13 protein-coding genes are annotated in these 16,356 nt (G+C 67.6%); 8 read left to right on the top strand and 5 right to left on the bottom strand.

Annotation, left to right across the window (positions count from 1 at the left end; genetic code table 11):
• Position 1 precedes the first annotated feature (1 nt).
• From VGT77_RS09655 to VGT77_RS09680, 6 genes are all read left to right on the top strand, one after another.
• Entirely contained in the window at positions 2-1,531 is a 1,530-nt protein-coding gene (locus VGT77_RS09655; protein ID WP_327461964.1) for a DHA2 family efflux MFS transporter permease subunit, read from the top strand.
• Positions 1,532-1,600: 69 nt separating this feature from the next.
• Complete coding sequence (locus VGT77_RS09660) at positions 1,601-1,729, top strand: hypothetical protein (RefSeq protein WP_327461966.1); 129 nt, start codon at positions 1,601-1,603, stop codon at positions 1,727-1,729.
• Between the two features lie 43 nt (positions 1,730-1,772).
• Complete coding sequence (locus VGT77_RS09665) at positions 1,773-2,375, top strand: sigma-70 family RNA polymerase sigma factor (protein ID WP_327461968.1); 603 nt, start codon at positions 1,773-1,775, stop codon at positions 2,373-2,375.
• Positions 2,372-3,307, top strand: a complete 936-nt coding sequence (locus VGT77_RS09670) for a FecR family protein (protein ID WP_327461970.1) — start codon at positions 2,372-2,374, stop codon at positions 3,305-3,307. Before VGT77_RS09665 ends, VGT77_RS09670 begins: the two co-directional genes overlap by 4 nt.
• Positions 3,294-5,660 (top strand): TonB-dependent receptor, encoded by a 2,367-nt coding sequence (locus VGT77_RS09675; protein ID WP_327461972.1) that lies wholly within the window; start codon positions 3,294-3,296, stop codon positions 5,658-5,660. The genes VGT77_RS09670 and VGT77_RS09675 overlap by 14 nt, the downstream gene beginning before the upstream one ends.
• 91 nt (positions 5,661-5,751) lie before the next feature.
• On the top strand, positions 5,752-8,895 hold the full coding sequence (locus VGT77_RS09680; protein WP_327461974.1) for an autotransporter outer membrane beta-barrel domain-containing protein: 3,144 nt from the start codon (positions 5,752-5,754) through the stop codon (positions 8,893-8,895).
• A gap of 10 nt (positions 8,896-8,905) precedes the next feature.
• On the opposite strand, the gene VGT77_RS09685 is transcribed toward VGT77_RS09680, so the two are convergent.
• Positions 8,906-10,207: a DUF3999 family protein gene (locus VGT77_RS09685; protein ID WP_327461976.1), complete on the bottom strand. Its 1,302-nt coding sequence runs from the start codon at positions 10,205-10,207 to the stop codon at positions 8,906-8,908.
• A complete protein-coding gene (locus VGT77_RS09690) occupies positions 10,204-12,966 on the bottom strand; it encodes a DUF2339 domain-containing protein (protein WP_327461978.1) in 2,763 nt (920 codons plus the stop codon). Before VGT77_RS09690 ends, VGT77_RS09685 begins: the two co-directional genes overlap by 4 nt.
• Positions 12,967-13,157: 191 nt before the next feature.
• Here VGT77_RS09690 and VGT77_RS09695 point away from each other — a divergent pair, with 191 nt between their 5' ends.
• Positions 13,158-14,018: an alpha/beta fold hydrolase gene (locus VGT77_RS09695; RefSeq protein WP_327461981.1), complete on the top strand. Its 861-nt coding sequence runs from the start codon at positions 13,158-13,160 to the stop codon at positions 14,016-14,018.
• On the opposite strand, the gene VGT77_RS09700 is transcribed toward VGT77_RS09695, so the two are convergent.
• The 3 genes from VGT77_RS09700 to VGT77_RS09710 all read right to left on the bottom strand — a co-directional run bounded on the left by VGT77_RS09700 (position 14,015) and on the right by VGT77_RS09710 (position 15,895).
• A complete protein-coding gene (locus VGT77_RS09700; RefSeq protein WP_327461983.1) occupies positions 14,015-14,776 on the bottom strand; it encodes a Crp/Fnr family transcriptional regulator in 762 nt (253 codons plus the stop codon). The genes VGT77_RS09695 and VGT77_RS09700 overlap by 4 nt on opposite strands.
• A gap of 148 nt (positions 14,777-14,924) precedes the next feature.
• Positions 14,925-15,644, bottom strand: a complete 720-nt coding sequence (locus VGT77_RS09705; RefSeq protein ID WP_327461985.1) for a Crp/Fnr family transcriptional regulator — start codon at positions 15,642-15,644, stop codon at positions 14,925-14,927.
• A complete protein-coding gene (locus tag VGT77_RS09710; protein WP_327461987.1) occupies positions 15,641-15,895 on the bottom strand; it encodes a DUF6894 family protein in 255 nt (84 codons plus the stop codon). Before VGT77_RS09710 ends, VGT77_RS09705 begins: the two co-directional genes overlap by 4 nt.
• An 89-nt stretch (positions 15,896-15,984) precedes the next feature.
• Here VGT77_RS09710 and VGT77_RS09715 point away from each other — a divergent pair, with 89 nt between their 5' ends.
• Positions 15,985-16,263 (top strand): hypothetical protein, encoded by a 279-nt coding sequence (locus VGT77_RS09715; protein ID WP_327461989.1) that lies wholly within the window; start codon positions 15,985-15,987, stop codon positions 16,261-16,263.
• Positions 16,264-16,356 lie beyond the last annotated feature (93 nt).

Consider the following 16,356-nt stretch of genomic DNA (forward strand, 5'->3'; position numbering starts at 1 on the left):
TATGACCGGCAAGGCGGAGGAGTTCGCGCCGCTCACCGGTGCGCGGCTGATCCTGGCGGGAGCGGTGCTCGCCCTCACCAACTTCATGGTGGTGCTCGACACCACCATCGCCAATGTGTCGGTCCCGCACATCGCCGGATCGCTCGCGATTTCGCCAAGTCAGGGCACCTGGATCATCACCTCCTATGCGGTCGCCGAAGCGATCTGCGTACCGCTGACCGGCTGGCTCGCTGCCCGGTTCGGGACTGTCAGGACCTTCACGGCCGGCGTGATCGGCTTCGGCATCTTCTCCGTGCTGTGCGGCATGTCGCATACGCTCACCATGCTGGTGATCTGCCGCATCGGACAGGGCCTCTGCGGCGGACCGCTAATGCCGCTCAGCCAGACCCTGCTGTTCCGCATCTTCCCGCCGCAACAGCGCGCCCAGGCCATGGGCGTGTGGGCGATGACCACCGTCGTCGCGCCGATTCTGGGCCCGATCCTTGGCGGCACGATCAGCGACAATTGGTCCTGGCACTGGATCTTTTTCATCAACATCCCGGTCGTGCTGCTCTGCGCGTTTGGGGCGATGCGGGTGCTGAAATCGGCCGAAACGCCGGTCGAGCATAGCCGCATCGACGGGATCGGCCTGTCGCTGCTGGTGCTCTGGGTCGGCGCCCTGCAGCTGATGCTCGACCTGGGCCGCGAGCATGACTGGTTCGGCGATCCGATGATCGTCGGCCTGGGCCTGACTGCCGGCATCGGCCTTGCCATCTTCCTGGTCTGGGAGTTGACGGAGCGACGGCCCATCGTCGATCTGTCGGTGTTCCGCCATCGCGGCTTCACCTTCGCGACCGTCGCCTTGTCGGCCACCTACGCGGCTTTCTTCGCGTCCGTCGTGATCATCCCGCAATGGCTGCAGGTCAGCATGGGCTATACCGCCACCTATGCCGGCTATGTCACTGCCATGACCGGCATCGCTGCCGTGTTCATGTCGCCGATCGCTGCCAAGCTGACCGGAAAATATGATCCGCGGCTGCTTGTTTGCGGCGGCATATTGTGGCTGGCGGCGACATCCCTGCTCCGAACCGAATGGACCAGCGGTTCCGATTTCTGGACCCTGGCCTTGCCCCAGCTGTTGCAGGGCTTTGGCATGCCCTTCTTCTTCATCCCGCTCACCACCATCGCATTGGGCGCGGTCGAGCCGGAGGAAACGGCCTCTGCGGCAGGCGTGATGAGCTTCCTGCGCACGGTGGCCGGCGCGCTCGGCACCACCGTCGCGGTCAGCCTGTGGGACGACCGGTCCCGAATTGCGCGGAGCGAGATCGTTGCGCGGCTGAACCCCGCTGATGTGACCGCGACAATGGAAGCCAACGGCTTTTCCCTCGACCAGGTGCGCGCCATGGTGGATCGGCTGGTCGAGCAGGAAGCGATGGCCGTCGCGGTCAACCAGATCTTCTTCCTGTCCGCCCTCATCTTCGTCGTCGCGGCGGGCATGATCTGGCTCTCTCCGCGCCCCCAGCGGGTGGTCGGTCCAGGCGCCTCGCACTAAGGCATACGGAACCGGCTGACCGACTCCGTCTGATCATCGAGGCCCTGGTTCAGGGCGGAGGAGGTGATCATGCAGGAACGGCGTTTGCTTGTGGGAATGGCGGGCGTCGTCGCGGCTGTGCTCTGCGCGCTCGCGCTGCAGGTCGCGACGGACATGCGCCAGGCGCGGATCGATACGGCCTATGGCAGCCGCGGTTGACACAAGGCGCCTCAGCTTCTGGCAGGACGATGGCGCAAGCCCTATGAAGGGGCATGCGCGGGATCGGCGGGAGCGGAGCGCGTCGGCGGGGCCGGCGCGGATGAACACGGGCGGGCTGGAGGCGATCTACCTGGCGCACCGCCCCGAGCTGCTGCGCTTCCTGCGCGCGCGCGGCGCCGGAGACGCAGCCGAGGACCTGCTGCAGGAGCTTTGGCTGAAGGCATCGACGGGCTTGTCCGGGCCGATCCAGGACCCGCTGTCCTACCTCTACCGGGCCGCCAACAATCTGATGATCGACCGGGCTCGCGCCGAGGCGAGCGCCGCGAAACGCGGCCGCGACTGGACGGACGTCACCACCGGGCTCAGCGAAGCCTCCGATGCGCCCTCCGCCGAGCGGGCGCTGCTGGCGCGCGAGCAGCTGATCGAGGCGCAGCGCACATTGGCCGCGCTGGGCGACCGCACCGAAGAGATATTCCGCCGCTTCCGGGTCGATGGCGTCCCGCAGAAGCGGATCGCCGCCGAACAGGGCATCAGCATCAACACGGTCGAGAAGCATCTGCAGCGTGCCTATCGCGCGCTAGTCGCGCTTCGCCGCCGCACCGAGGCAGCCGAAAGCGGCGCCGAGATCGAAGGGTTGCAACCATGAACAACAACGCGCTCGAGGAGGCGATCGGCTGGACGATCCGGCTGCGCGATGCCGCGCCCGAGGATTGGCGCGCCTTCACCGCTTGGCTGGAGGCGAGCCCCGATCACCTCGCCGCCTATGACGAAGTACAACGAACCGACGCGGCGCTGGACACTCTCCCCTTCCCGCCAGCACGCCCGGTCATCGTCGATCGGCCGCCCGCCCATGCCCCGGTCCGCAGCCGGCGCGGGTGGCTGGTCGGCGGTGGTTTCGCGACTGTCGTGGGAGGTGTGCTCACCACTTTGCTCGTCCAGACGCCCGCCACCTACGCGCTCGAGACGCGGCCGGGCGAAATGCGGACGGTCGCGCTTGCCGATGGCAGCCGCATTGCGATGAACGGCGGCACGCGCCTGATCCTCGACCGCAAGAATGAGCGCTTCGCACAGCTGGAGCGCGGCGAGGCGCTGTTTACCGTCGTCCATGATGACGACCGCCCGTTCGAGGTCCGCGCCGGCGATGATGTGCTGCAGGACATTGGCACCGTCTTCGCGGTGCTCCACGAGGCAGGCGCGACGGAAGTGGCGGTCTCGGACGGTGCGGTGCTCTACAATCCGGATGGCGAAGCGGTACGGATCGATCCGGGCCGCAAGCTCAGCGACGATGGCGGCGACCGCGTGCTGCTGACGCAGGTGGACGCATCCACCGTTGGGAGCTGGCGGGACAAGCGGCTGAGCTATACCGGCGCGCCGATATCCCGTGTGGCCGCGGACTTGCACCGCAATCTGGGTGTGCCGGTCGGCGTCGATCCGTCGCTGCAGGCGCGGCGCTTCACCGGAATGGTCCAGCTTGACGGCGGCACCGAAACGGTCTTCGAGCGCCTTTCCGCCCTGATGGGAGTGCGCGCGGTCCGTTCGGGCGCGGGCTGGATGCTGACTGCAGGTGATCGCCGCTAACCGCCTTCTTCTTCCCGTCGCCCTTACCGTCTGCGCAGCTCCGGCAGCAGCGCAGCGGATCGCCTTCGACATACCTGCGGGACCGCTCGGCCGCTCGGCGATCGAACTCGCGCGTACCGCCCGGGCGAGCATCGGCCTGACCGACCTGAGCCTGGCCAATCGGCCGGCGCGCCGGGTGCGCGGAACGATGACGCTGGACCGCGCCGTCGCCGAACTGCTGCGGGGGACGGGAGCCAGAGCCGTGCGCATCGATGCGCGCACCTACCGCATCGTCCGCGACGAGATCCGGCGCGTGACGCCCCGCCCTGTCGTCCGGCCCGCGGTCGTGGCGCCTCCCCCGCGCCCGATCGAGACGGCGGCGCTGGAGACGGACATCGTCGTTACGGCGTTGAAGCGTCCCGTCTTTTTGAGCGACGTGCCCGGCTCGATCACCGTGGTCTCGGGCGGCGACCCGGCTTTCGATCTCGCGTCGCGCGGGACCGATGCGCTGACTGGGCGTCTGCACAGCATCACTTCCACTCACTTCGGTTCGGGCCGCAACAAACTGTTCATCCGCGGCATCGCGGATTCGAGTTTCAACGGCCCGACCCAGGCGACCGTCGGTCAATATCTTGGCGAGACCCGGATCAATTATAATGCGCCGGACCCGGACCTCCGGCTCTACGACATCGAGCGAGTGGAAGTGCTCGCGGGACCACAGGGCACGCTCTACGGAGCCGGATCACTCGGCGGGATCATCCGCGTCGTGCCGAATCGGCCGCGGCTGGATGCGGCGGAGGGCGTGGTCTCGCTCGGCGCCGCGCTCACCGCGCACGGCGAAGCCGGATACGACAGCGCTGCCATGCTGAACTTGCCGATCGTTTTCGATGCCGTCGGTCTGCGCGTCGTCGGCTATGGCATTCGGCAGGGCGGCTATATCGACGACAGGCAACGCGGCCTGAACAACATCAACTCGACGGAGATCTGGGGCGGGCGCGCGGCTTTGGCGGGCGAGTTCGGCGGCGGCTGGCGACTGCAGCTGAGCGGCACGACCCAGCGCGCGCGCAGCGACGACGCGCAGTTCGCGGACCGCGACGCACCTCCTCTGATCCGCAGCAGCCCGGTCGCCCAGCCATTCCGCAACAGCTATGACCTTGCCGACCTGACCCTCACGCGTGAATGGGACGGTTATCGGCTGGTCGCCTCCGCCGGCCTGGTGAGCCAAAGCCTGAGGGAGCGCTACGACTCGACCCGCCGAGGCGGTCCGCCGACCGTCTTCGACCAGCTGACCACTGTCGACATGCTCTCTTCAGAGCTCCGACTCTCGCGCACCGGCAGCGACGGAGTGAACTGGCTGTTGGGCTCGAGTCTGGTCAAGAATCGGGCCACCCAGCGCCGCGCGCTCGGCGCACCCGAGGCGCCGACGCCCATTCCAGGCACGCGCAACGAAGTGGTCGAAGCGACACTGTTCGGCGAGGCATCGGTGCGGCCGCTGGCCTGGCTCAGCCTCGGTGCGGGCGCGCGGCTCGCCTACACCCATTTGTCCGACGAAGCACTCGACGCGGAACCCTTCCTTGCTCCAGCGCTCCGCACCTTCGCGCAACGGGACCAGTTCGCGCTGCTTCCCTCAGCGTCCGTCACAATCCAGCCGGAAGGGCCGCTGTTCGGCTATCTCCGCTATCAGGAAGGTTTCCGGCCCGGCGGCCTCGCCGCGTCCAACATCTCGGTGCAGCGCTTCCGGAGCGACCGGGTGAAGACTCTCGAAGCCGGGCTTCGCTATGGGCTGCCGGGCGAAGGCAGCTTCGATGCTTCGGTCGCGCTCGCCCATACGCGCTGGAAGAACATCCAGGCCGACGTCGTCGATTTCGGCGGCTTTCCGACCACCTCCAACATCGGCGACGGCCGCATCTATTCGGTCGATGCGCGGATCGGCTGGAGGCCGTTGCCGGGACTGTCATTTGAGGCCGCGGGCTTGTTCAACGACAGCCAGGTGATCAACCCCGCGCTGACGATCATCATCACGCCTCGGTCCGAGCTTCCCAATGTGGCGCGGTGGAACGGTCGCCTCTGGGCCGAATACCGCTTCGACCTTGACGATGCGCAGGTCAGGGTCGGCGCAGCCGGGCGCTATGTCGGCCGCTCGCGGCTGGGCATCGGTCCAGTGCTGGGCGAGAAGCAGGGCGACTGGCTCGACGTCTCGCTGAATGCGCGAGTCGAGTTCGAGCGCCACGCGGTCAGCCTGATCGTCACCAACTTGCTCGATCAGGCCGGCAATCGCTTCGCCTTGGGCTCGCCCTTCACCCTGGTCGAGCAGCCGCAACTGACCCCGCTGGTGCCGCGCACCGTACGGCTCGGCTGGGAGCTTCGCTTCTAGCCGCGGCGGATTTCCGCACCCGTCTCCGTCTGACTGACGACAAGCCGCTGCCCAGCCGGGACTTAGAGCGGCACAGCCAGAAGGAAGAACCGTGCGTCGCTTGCTTGCCTTTACCTGCCTCACTCCCATCGCCCTCGGCTCGCTCGCTCATGCCGAGACCGTCATCTCGACAAAGGTGACCACGCCCCTGCGCACTGCGACCGCCGCCAATGGCGCTCCGGACTCGATCAAGATCGGAACGGCGGGCACCGTGGCACCGACCGGCGGCACAGCGGTCACCATCGACAGCAACCACAATGTCGCGAACGAAGGCGCGATCGAGATCCGCGGCGCCAACAATGCCGTGGGCATTCTCGCCGATGCTGGGACGACGACCAACATCACCAACAGCGGCAAGATCACCATCGACGAGGACTATACCGCGGCCGATGCGGACAAGGACGGCGATCTGGACGGCCCCTTTGCGCAAGGGTCGGGACGCTTCGGCATCCGGCTGGCGCCCGGCGGCAACGTCACCGGCAACCTGACCAATAGCGGCGCCATCACTGTAGAGGGCAATAACTCGGCCGGCATCGCTTCGGATGCGCGGCTGGTCGGCTCGCTCGCGCATAGCGGCAGCGTCGCCGTGGTGGGCGACAACAGCGTCGGCATCCGCGCCGGTGACGTGACAGGCAATGTCAGCATCAGCGGATCGGTCGAGGCGCGCGGCGCCAATGCGACCGGTGTGCTCTTGGGCGGCGACGTGGGCGGCCGCGTCACCGTGCAGGGCGGTATCGCTGCCACCGGCTATCGCGCCACCACCCGGCCTGGCGACACATCGAAGCTCGACGCCGACGACCTGCTGCAGAGCGGTCCCGCGCTGCGCATCGCGGGCAATGTGGCCGGAGGCGTGCTGTTCGACGTGCCGCCGGCGGACACAAAGGCCGACGACAAGGATGAAGACAAGGATGGCATCGAAGACGCCAAGGAAGGCAGCGCGGCGATCGCTTCCTATGGCGCAGCGCCCGCGGTGCTGGTCGGCGCCGCCGACAGGGCAATCACCATCGGCGCCTTGCCGGGCGAAGCGAACGGCCATGGCTTCGTCAATCGGGGCTCGATCCTGGCCGACGGCGTGTACAAGGACATTGCGGCGACGGCGCTGCAGCTCGGCGGCACCGGCGGCGGCGTCACCATTGCAGGAGGCGTAAAGAACCAGGGCTCCGTCAAGGCCGTGAGCTTCGGTGCGGATGCGACGGCGGTTCGCATCGGGCAGGGCGCGACGACGCCCGAGTTGCGCAACTCCGGGACAGTCACCGCCGAAGGGTCGAGCGTTGCCGGCACGACCAGCCGCGCCGTGTCGATTCAGGCGAACGGCAGCCTGCCCGCCATCCGCAACAGCGGCACGGTCGAAGCGAAGGCGAGCGGCGCCGGTGCGGCCACCGCGATCGCCGACGCGTCGAACAGCCTGACGCTCATCGAGAATGGCGGCACGATCCGCGCAAACGGCGCGGCGGCGCCCGAGCGAAACTTGGCCCTGGATGCGCGCACCTCCACGGCGAACATCGTGCTGCGCCAGGTCGCGGGGGCATCCGGCGCCGCGGCTCCAAAGATCGAAGGCCGGCTGCTGTTCGGCGCCGGTGCCGACCTGCTTGACCTCCAGGCCGGCTCACTGATCGGCGACGTCGATCTCGGCGCGGGGGCCGATCAGGTGTCGCTGGGCGGATCCTCGACCCTAACGGGCGAAGTCAACTTCGGTGGCGGTGGCGGCGCGCTGAACACCACCGGGAATGCTCGTTATCGCGGCGCGCTCTCAAATGCCGGCGATGTTGCGGTCAACATCACTGGCGGAGGTGTCGAGCTAACCAACGCCGGAAATGTCGCGCTCGGCTCCCTTAGCGTGGCGCAGGGCGGCGTGCTCGGCGTGACCGTGAACGGCACGACCGGGCAGAGCACCCTGGTCAACGTTGCCGGCACGGCCGCCTTCGCCCAAGGTTCGGAGCTCACCGTCCGCGTAACCGACCTGGCCAAGGCCGAAGGCCGCTTCACCGTTCTCCGCGCGGGCACGCTCACCGGCTCCCCGGCGCTGTCCGTGAACAACTCGACGCTGCCCTTCATGTTCAAGGGCGCGCTTGCAGCGGGAACGCCCGCCAATGAGATCGCCGTCGACATCAAGCGCAAGACGGCGACGGAGCTGAACCTCAACGGCTCGGAAACAGCGATCTACGACGCGGCCTTCGCCGCCATGATCGCGGACAATGATGTCGGCGGCGTCTTCCTCGGCCGCACCAGCGAAGCCGGGTTCAAGAACTCGCTGGGCCAGCTGATGCCGGACCATGCCGGCGGCGTGTTCGACGCGGTGACGCAAGGGTCGCGTGCCACGGCCCGCTTCCTTGCCGACCCCACCGCGCCCTTCGACGACCACGGCCGCTGGGGCTGGTTCCTGCAGCAGGTCGCCTGGGGCAACAGCAAGAGCAAGGGCGACACCGCTCGCTTCCGGACGCGCGGCTGGGGCGTCTCCGGCGGCGCCGAGCTGATCACCGATATCGGCAGCTTCGGCGTCTCCCTGGCCTTCCTCGACGGCGACGTGAAGGACGGCCAGCGCAAGAACCAGGTCGACATCCAGCAATATGAGCTGGGCGGCTATTGGCGGGGCAGTTTCGGCAAGTTCCGCGCCTTTGCCCGCGCATCGGCCGCGATGCTCAACATCGACAGCCGCCGCGACTTCGAAGGCAGCGCGAACGGCAAGGAAGTACGCCGCTTCGCCACCGCCTCGCGCGACGGCCAGCTGTATAGCGCCGCGCTGGGCGCATCCTATGCGCTGGAGTTTGGCCGCTTCACGCTCCGCCCGGCCGCGTCGCTCGATTGGTATCGCCTGACCGAGAAGGGCTATGCCGAAAAGCAGGGCGGCAAGGGCATCAACCTGACCGTGCGCCGCCGGACGAGCGATGAAGTAGCGGCGAACGCCACGGCGACGCTTGGCTATGATTTCGGCGACCGGCGCGATGGCTGGCTGCGTATCGAACTGGAAGGCGGCCGGCGGGAGCTTCTCTCAGGCGAGCTTGGCGACACAGTCGCGCGCTTCGAGGGCGGCAATGCCTTCACGCTCCGTGCCGAAGAGCGGGACAGCGGCTGGATCGGGCGGGCACGGCTGGTCGGCGGAAATCCCGGCTTTACCCTGGGCGGCGAAGCAAGCGCCGAAGAACAATATGGCCGAGCCACCCTCGCCTTCCGCGTGTCGCTCCAGGTCGGGATGTAGGAAGCGGCGCTCAGGCTGGCTTGGGAGACCTGCGCCAAAGCAGCCAAGCCAGCCCGCCGAGCAGCGCAACCGCGGCCAGCAGCACGGCCCAGAGCAGCGCCTTGCGCCGCTCGCCGGCGGCCGGATCTGGCGCGGCCAGCACGAGAGCAGCGGTGGGGCCGGTCCACACCGCCGCTTGGGCCAGGTCAGCCTTACCTCCGGTCACCGCCCGGAGCGGCAGAAACGGATCGGACGCCTCTTTCCGTCCTGCGGCAAGCATGAAGGGCGGGCGGCCTGCAGGGCGAAAGGCAAGGTCCTGCGCCGCGAGGCCGAGTTGGAGCGATGGCGCGCGTTCGAAGCCCGGCGTGCGCCGATCCGCCTCGATCCTGATCGTCCGGACCGGTGTTCCCTGCAACCGGATGTCCGCGCCTTCCGCCGAACCCTCGCCCAACAACCGCCATTGTTGCTCGGGTTCGTCCCGCCCCAAAATGCGTACGGGGACCGGGCCTTCGCCAGCTGCAGGCGTGATCTTCACCGACGTCACCAACGTCCCGAACGGGAGCACGAACTCGAGAGTATGCGGATCGGACGGCGCGGGCGGTCTCGTCTCGATGCTCACCTGTCCGCTGCCCGCGCGGGTGACCAGCGTCGCACCACGGATCGCCACAGGCGCAATCAGTCGCAGATTGCCGCGCCAGGTCAGCCGCAGATATTCACGGTCCAGCGTCGCCCGAAGCAGGATGGCTTCCCGAACCATCTGGGAACCCGGCGCGCGGTAGACGACCCGCTCGGCAATCGGGCGCCAGACGTCCAGATCGCGGCTCGCCTCGACTTGGAGCCTGACGGGCTGACCCTGGGGGAGATCTGCGTCGATCTCCAGCCGCTCGGCGGTTCCCCTTGTCCGGCGGGCGTCGAGCAAGGCACCGAGCACGGCGGTGGAGGTTCGGGACGGAGGTGCCCCGCCCTGAACCTCCGCGAAGCGGGCGCGGCCTTCCTCGTCGATCTCGACCGACACTCGCGCCGCCTCGGACAGGCTTGCCGGACCGAGGATCGGCGACACCGCAAGCACCGTGCTCTCCAGGCGTGCGCTGGGCGCCACCCGGGCGATCGGCATTGCCCGGCCGCGCGAGTCGAAGATGCGCAGATCGCGCCCATCCGGCTCTTGCAGCTTGACGAGAACGGCTGCCGGCAGCGTCAAGCGCTGCGGGCCGGTGCCTGACGTCGTAAGCGGAAAACGGGCGGCATAGCCGGACGGCTCCGCGTCCGAACCCGCGGGTGCTGCCGCCGCCAGCGTCAAGATGGCGAGTAACGGAGCGATGCACTTCCGGATCATGCGGTCGCTTCCTCTCGGCGGGGCGGGAGCGGCGCCAGATAGCCCAGCACCAACATCAAAGCGCCGACGCCGATGAACGCAATAATGCGCGAACCGCCGCCCGAGCCGCCGAGATCGACCAGCACCAGCTTGACCACGGTCAAACCCAGCAGGCCTGCGCCCGCCAGCCAAAGCGGCCGCACACCCCGGCGGTTCGCCGCCACCATCGTTGTCAGCGCAATCAACGTCCAGATGATCGCGAGTCCGGTCTGGACCGTTTCGTCGCCGAGCAGCGCCTCCGGCGTCCACGCGACCGCAAGCCACTGATGGGCGAGCCGGAACCAGGCAGTGTTTACGGCCGTGAAGATGAGCAGTCCGGTGCCGGCCAGGAAGAAGGGCGACCGCAGCTGCTCGGCGCCCGAGGGGGCAAGTTCGGCGGCGAGCAGCGTCCGGCGCCACAAGAGCAGCACGACGACGCCGAGCCCCAACGCCAGATCGACCGGGTTGAGCAAAGGCCAATAGGGCAGCGGGCTCGTCTCGCCTGCCGCATCAAGCGCCGTCCACAGCACGCCGAACGCGACCAGCGCCGCCGCCGGGATCGCGGCCGTCCAGGCATAGCCGACCGCATGCCGGTCGAGCGGCCAGGATCGTTGCACGGACCCAAGCGCGCGGCCGGCCCAGAGCGTCAGGACCAGCAGCATCGCGGTCACGCTGACGAGCAGCACGACGCCCGCCCAAGACGTGTTCCACAACTGCGCGCGATCAATGCCCAGCCACAGGCAATCGGCCAGCATCGCAATCCCGAGCCACACGCCGCCCACATGCGTTGCGGCGAGCACTCGTCGATAGCGTCCGTCGACATCGTCCCGGTCGTTCAGCCGGAGCAGCAAGACATGAATGCCGATTGCCACGGCCCAGACGATCCAGTCGGGCGCGAACAGGAGATGGCGGCCGGCGCTCAGCATGGCCAAAAAGCCGAAGGCGAGCGCCGGCAGAGTGGCCAGGCTCGGCCAACGTGCCACCTCCCAATCGGCTCGCTGCCCGATCCATCGCCACAGCCCGGCGCTGGCGACGAAAGCCAGCATCGGCAGCTGCAACTGCAGGCTCAAGGGAAAGACCGGCAGCGGCACATCGGGGTCGGTCGGCCCCGGCACCAGCCGCGTCGCCTCCAGCGTCCAGGCCAGCCACCAGAAGAAAAAGCCGAGCAGGAACAGGGGTCGCGGAAGCATCGCCTCTACGCCAGCATAGCGTCGGCCAAGCTGCGAGTCAGGGCTCGCCAGCGGCCGCCGAAGCCACCAGGCCGATCCCAGCAATGCGCCCGCGATCAACATCGCGCCGACGAACCCGGCATTGGCGAGCGGCAGCGCGTCGATGTTCGGGCCGATGCTGCGGAGGAAAAGCAGCGCCGCAACGGCTTGCAGCGCCAGACCGAAAAGCCGCGGTACCCAGCGCGCCTGCCGCGCGCCGATCCAGACGGCCCCGGCCCCTTCCAGCGCCCAGGTCGCCGACGTCCAGCGCGCGCCGAGCGCCAGCGGCACGGCCATGGTGACGAAGCCGATGCCGATCGCCAGCATCGCCTCGTGTAAAACCCGGAAGCGGTCGCCGATTCGCCGCGTCGCCATGGCCGCGACGCCCAAATAAAGCGCCGCAAAGCCGATCGCCGCAAAGGCCGAGCCGAACGGCCGGTCGCCGACCAGCGCTACCTCAAGGCCGAAACCGGCCAGCGCAGGTCCGAACAACAGCGTGGTGTCCACGACTGCGCCGAGCCGTCCCGGCGTGCGCCGGGCAAACAGCAGGGCGGCGGCCAGATAAATCAGCACAGACGCGCCGACGAACGCCTGGGTAACCGCGAGTTGGGCAGGCGTGTAGCCGCCCGCCATCCACAAGGTCGCGATGCCGAAGCTGGCGAAAAAGCCGAGCAGGTTCAGCATGCGCCAGGCGCGGCGCGAGGCAATGAACAGGATCGCCAGGTTAAGCAGGGTGTAATAGCCGAACAGCCCCGCCGGATCGCCGCTGCCGTCGCTCAGCAGCAGCGGCGTCGCGAAGCCGCCGGCGAAGGCGGTCAGCACCAGCGCCTGGCTCCCCTGCAGTAACGCCAGCGCGCAGCCGAAGGCGCAGACCAGCACCATCAGCGCAAAGGCGGCCGCCATCGGGAAGCCGGGAACCAGCTTCAGCGCGGCAAAGATCGTCATGTAGATGACGCCGACGCCGGCGCCCTGCAGGGCGAGGCCGAAGCCCGGCCGCTTCGTCCGCGTGCGAAAGCCGATCGCCAGCAAGGCGGCGCCGGCGAGACCCACCGCGGCCAGCCTGAGCTCGATCGGGAATAGTCCGGCGGCGGCGGCATAGCGGATCAGGAAGGACAGGCCCACGAACAGGATGACGAGACCGAGCCGCACCACCGTATTGCCGCCGAACAGCCAGTCGCGCGCCGCGGCAAGCGCCGTCTCCAATGCGCCAGGCTGTACGGGCTCGGGAAGAACTTCGGCTGCGGGCTCGACCGGCTCCTCGAGGGCGGGCCCGGGCGTGCGCTCCACTACCGGCGCGCGCAGGGTAGTTCGGGCGGGCGGTGCGGCGGCCATGGGCTCCGGCGCTACTGGCACCGGAGCAGGCATTTCGGACCGCAGCTGCTGAACGGCACGCTCGATCTCGGAGCGGACCGCGGCCCGAAGGCCCAGTCCCGCCAACGCACCGACCAGGCCGCCCGGGAACATGCCCCAGCCGTCAAAGCCGGCCATGATCCAGCCGATGAGCGCGCCCATCACGGCGGTCCAGACGATCATAAACCCCTTCCCGCAATCCCGTCCCGCGCGACCATGCCCGAGCGGGTCAGGAGGGTCGAGAGCGGTCCACTATTTGTCCACGGCGCTCGCCCGCCGGCTGGCTGTGCTCGTCGGATGGAGTCGCGCGGTCGACAGTCCTTTGTTCTCGGCATGTCAGGGGAACGCCACGCCTTACCAGGCGCTGTGGCGGCATGGCCGATCTGATGCAGCCCGGATGGCGCGAGCGCCGCATGTCCGTCGAAGAGATAAAGCTTCATGTCGTGGAGGCAGGCCCCGCCGACGGCTCGGCCGTTTTCCTGCTGCACGGCTTTCCGGAGTTTTGGTGGGCGTGGCGACGGGTGATCGATCCGCTGGCCGCCGAGGGCCTGCGAGTGATCGTGCCCGATATGCGTGGCTATAATCTGTCGGATGCGCCGCAAAGAGTGAGCGAGTACCGGATCGAGCGGCTGGCCGACGACATCGCCGGCCTTGCGACCGCGCTCGGGCTGGCCCAGTTTCACCTGGTAGGACATGATTGGGGCGGGCTGGTCGCCTGGGCCGCGGCGGCACGCCATGCCGACCGGGTCGAGCGACTGGTGATCCTGAACGCGCCGCACCCGGACGTGTGGACCGGCTATGCGCTGCGTCATCCCACCCAGGCGCTGCGCAGTTCTTATGTCGGCTGGTTCCAGCTCCCGCTGCTGCCCGAAGCCGCGCTTCGGGCTTTCGGTTTCGCGATGCTGCGCTCGACGATGCAGTCCTCGGCCAGGCCCGGCACCTTTACCCGCGCCGAACTGGATCGCTATGCCGAAGCCTGGGCGCGGCCGGGCCGGCTCACTGCCATGCTCAATTACTATCGGGCGCTGCCACTCTCCCGGCAGCAGATCAGTCGAATTCCGGTGCCGACCAGGCTGCTCTGGGGCCAGGAGGATTGCTTCCTCGACACCGCCCTTGCGCGCCTCAGCACCGACCAATGCGTGCAGGGCAAAGCGGTGATCCTGGACGCCACGCACTGGCTGCACCTCGAAATTCCCGAGCGTGTCGCGGCCGAGATCACCTCTTTTCTGCGCTAAAGAGTTCCCACCCGGCCCGGACGAACGCCCACCGTTCCGGCCTTTAGATGCAGATAGACCTCGTTAAACCCCGCGATGCGACGCAGCGCCTCCCAATCCAGTATTCGAACGAACCGCTTTTCGCGCTCGATCAGGCCTTCTCTCGCCAGCTGCTTCAGCACGCGGTTCACGTGAACGGGCGTCAGGCCGAGCGTGTCGGCAAGCTGCTCCTGCGTCATCGGCAGCTCATAGGCATGCTCGCCGGAAAGGCCGGCCACCTCCAGCCGCCGCGCAAATTCGCAAAGCAGATGGGCGAGGCGGGAGCGGGCATCGCGGCGGCCGACATTGGCGATCCACTCCCGGAAAACTGAGCCGTGCACCAATGTCTCGGTCCACATGGTGCGGGCCAGCACCGGGTGAGCCATGATCAGGCTGTCGATCGCCGCGCGCGGGATGGCCGCCGCCTCGCACCGGGTCAACGCCTGGATATTGTGATCCGCCACTTCGAGCAGGGCGCATTCCAGGTCGAGAAAATCGCCGAGTATGCCGACTGCGATGATCTGCCGCGCGCCGTCGACCAGAGATTTCTGCCGATAGGCAAAGCCGGACAGCAGCAGATGAACATTCTGCAGCCGCTCCCCCTCGCGTGAAATATAGGCCTGAGGCTCGAACGCGACCGGCCGAAAGGGCAGTGAACGGAGCGCCTCCCGCTCCAACGGCCCCAGCTCAGCCCGCGTCTCGAATTTCCGGATGATCACGTCGAACGAAGTGCGGCTCATGACCCCCCGTCAGGACCGTGGCGGGGCGTGCTTGCCGCTGTGCCGGTCCACCTCAAGATTCGATAGGCAGATCAGATGCGTAGCTTGTGTGCGACACCGCCGCGTTATCATATGATTAGGAGCGTGCTCGAAAAGACGCCGCATCGGATCAGCGGGGGCGGCGCTCCAGGTAGAGATAGGCAGGATCGAACTCCGCGATGCGCTCCAGCCCCGGACGGTCGAGCACGATCACCCGGCGCTCGCGAAACTCGACCAGCCGGTCCTCCCGCAGCAGCCTAAGACTGCGGTTCACATGCACCGGCGTGATCCCTGTGCATTCGGACAGGTCGGTCTGGGTCAGGGCCAGATCATAGCCGCCCCGATCGGCCAGTCCTACGATCTCCAGCCGCGTGTGCAGCTCGCAAAACAGATGCGCCAGCCGCGCGACCGCATCGCGGCGACCGAGCGACACTTCCCACTCCCGGTGAATCGCGGCGTCGAGATTGGTGGAGAACCAGAGTACGCGCGCCAGATGCGGGAACTCCTCGGTAATCCGCTTCAGATTGTCGTGCGGGAAAATCGCGACTTTACACGGCGTCAGGGTCATCAGCTCGTGGTCGAGCTTCTTCAAGGTCAAGGAGTGAAGGTCGGCAAAGTCGCCGGCGACATGTAGTTCGGTCACCTGACGCTCGCCGCTCCGCAGATCCTTGTAGCGGCACATCAGGCCGCTCACGAGTAATGTGCTGTGGTCAAGCTCCTCCCCCCGGCGGATGAAGGTCAGATCGGCCGGATAGTCCCGCGCCTGCGACACCGCATCGCGCAACGCCTGTTCTTCGTCCGGCCCGATCTCGTCGCGCTTGCGCAGCTTCATCAGCAACGTATCGATCATGACCCGTCGCCTTCCAGGCGCAGGGTGAAGGCATCGCGGAAAGCAAGTTCCGCCACAGTCTGCCCGCGGGCGTCGTCAACACGCACCCGCCCGTCGAGGTCGATGAGACCGTAACGCGCATCCTCGCTGACGATCGAGCGGACGCTGTCGATGGCCGTTTCGACAGCCGCCTCAGGCCCCGGCAGCTCCTGGCCCTCTTCGTCGGGCACGAAGCCGGTGCCGTTCCAGACATGGATGAAGAATCGTTGCATGGGCAGGCAATGCTTGGAGCCCCGCATGGTTGCCAATGGAACGCCGCGCGCCGTTCCACATTGTTGCCGCTGAGCCTGTTGGAGAGCGCATGAGCATCGACGAGAAATCCGGACTCTTCTTCATCAAGCCGCCGGAGGTGGTGCTGGGGCGGGTCCGGCTGACGCCTGAAGGCCCGCAGCCTTACAGTGCAGTCTTCCGCCTGGGCGACAAAGTGATCGCCGAACATCCGGTGCCGACGGTCCGGGAGGGCGAGGCGCTGATCCGCCGCGAGCTACCGGGCATCCAGTTCAGCACCATGCAGCAGCGTCCACAGCCCGAAGCGCCGAAACGCCGTCTCGAAGCCGTCGCGAAAGATGCGACAGATTGAGACAAAATTTACCTTTACCCGACATGATTTGGTGACAGCTTGCAACGATAAGCTGTCCAGACGCAGCGAACTCACCCCCCGCTGCAGAACGAC

Origin of the sequence: Sphingomonas sp., assembly GCF_035944535.1 — a bacterium.
GTDB lineage: Bacteria > Pseudomonadota > Alphaproteobacteria > Sphingomonadales > Sphingomonadaceae > Sphingomonas_B.

What these genes read in the sequence shown, in the direction of transcription:
- VGT77_RS09655 (WP_327461964.1), top strand. Translation starts at nt 2, where the DNA reads ATGACCGGCAAGGCGGAGGAGTTCGCGCCGCTCACCGGTGCGCGGCTG.
- VGT77_RS09660 (WP_327461966.1), top strand. Translation starts at nt 1,601, where the DNA reads ATGCAGGAACGGCGTTTGCTTGTGGGAATGGCGGGCGTCGTCGCGGCT.
- VGT77_RS09665 (WP_327461968.1), top strand. Translation starts at nt 1,773, where the DNA reads ATGAAGGGGCATGCGCGGGATCGGCGGGAGCGGAGCGCGTCGGCGGGG.
- VGT77_RS09670 (WP_327461970.1), top strand. Translation starts at nt 2,372, where the DNA reads ATGAACAACAACGCGCTCGAGGAGGCGATCGGCTGGACGATCCGGCTG.
- VGT77_RS09685 (WP_327461976.1), bottom strand. Translation starts at nt 10,207, where the DNA reads ATGATCCGGAAGTGCATCGCTCCGTTACTCGCCATCTTGACGCTGGCG.
- VGT77_RS09690 (WP_327461978.1), bottom strand. Translation starts at nt 12,966, where the DNA reads ATGATCGTCTGGACCGCCGTGATGGGCGCGCTCATCGGCTGGATCATG.
- VGT77_RS09695 (WP_327461981.1), top strand. Translation starts at nt 13,158, where the DNA reads ATGGCCGATCTGATGCAGCCCGGATGGCGCGAGCGCCGCATGTCCGTC.
- VGT77_RS09700 (WP_327461983.1), bottom strand. Translation starts at nt 14,776, where the DNA reads ATGAGCCGCACTTCGTTCGACGTGATCATCCGGAAATTCGAGACGCGG.
- VGT77_RS09705 (WP_327461985.1), bottom strand. Translation starts at nt 15,644, where the DNA reads ATGATCGATACGTTGCTGATGAAGCTGCGCAAGCGCGACGAGATCGGG.
- VGT77_RS09710 (WP_327461987.1), bottom strand. Translation starts at nt 15,895, where the DNA reads ATGCAACGATTCTTCATCCATGTCTGGAACGGCACCGGCTTCGTGCCC.
- VGT77_RS09715 (WP_327461989.1), top strand. Translation starts at nt 15,985, where the DNA reads ATGAGCATCGACGAGAAATCCGGACTCTTCTTCATCAAGCCGCCGGAG.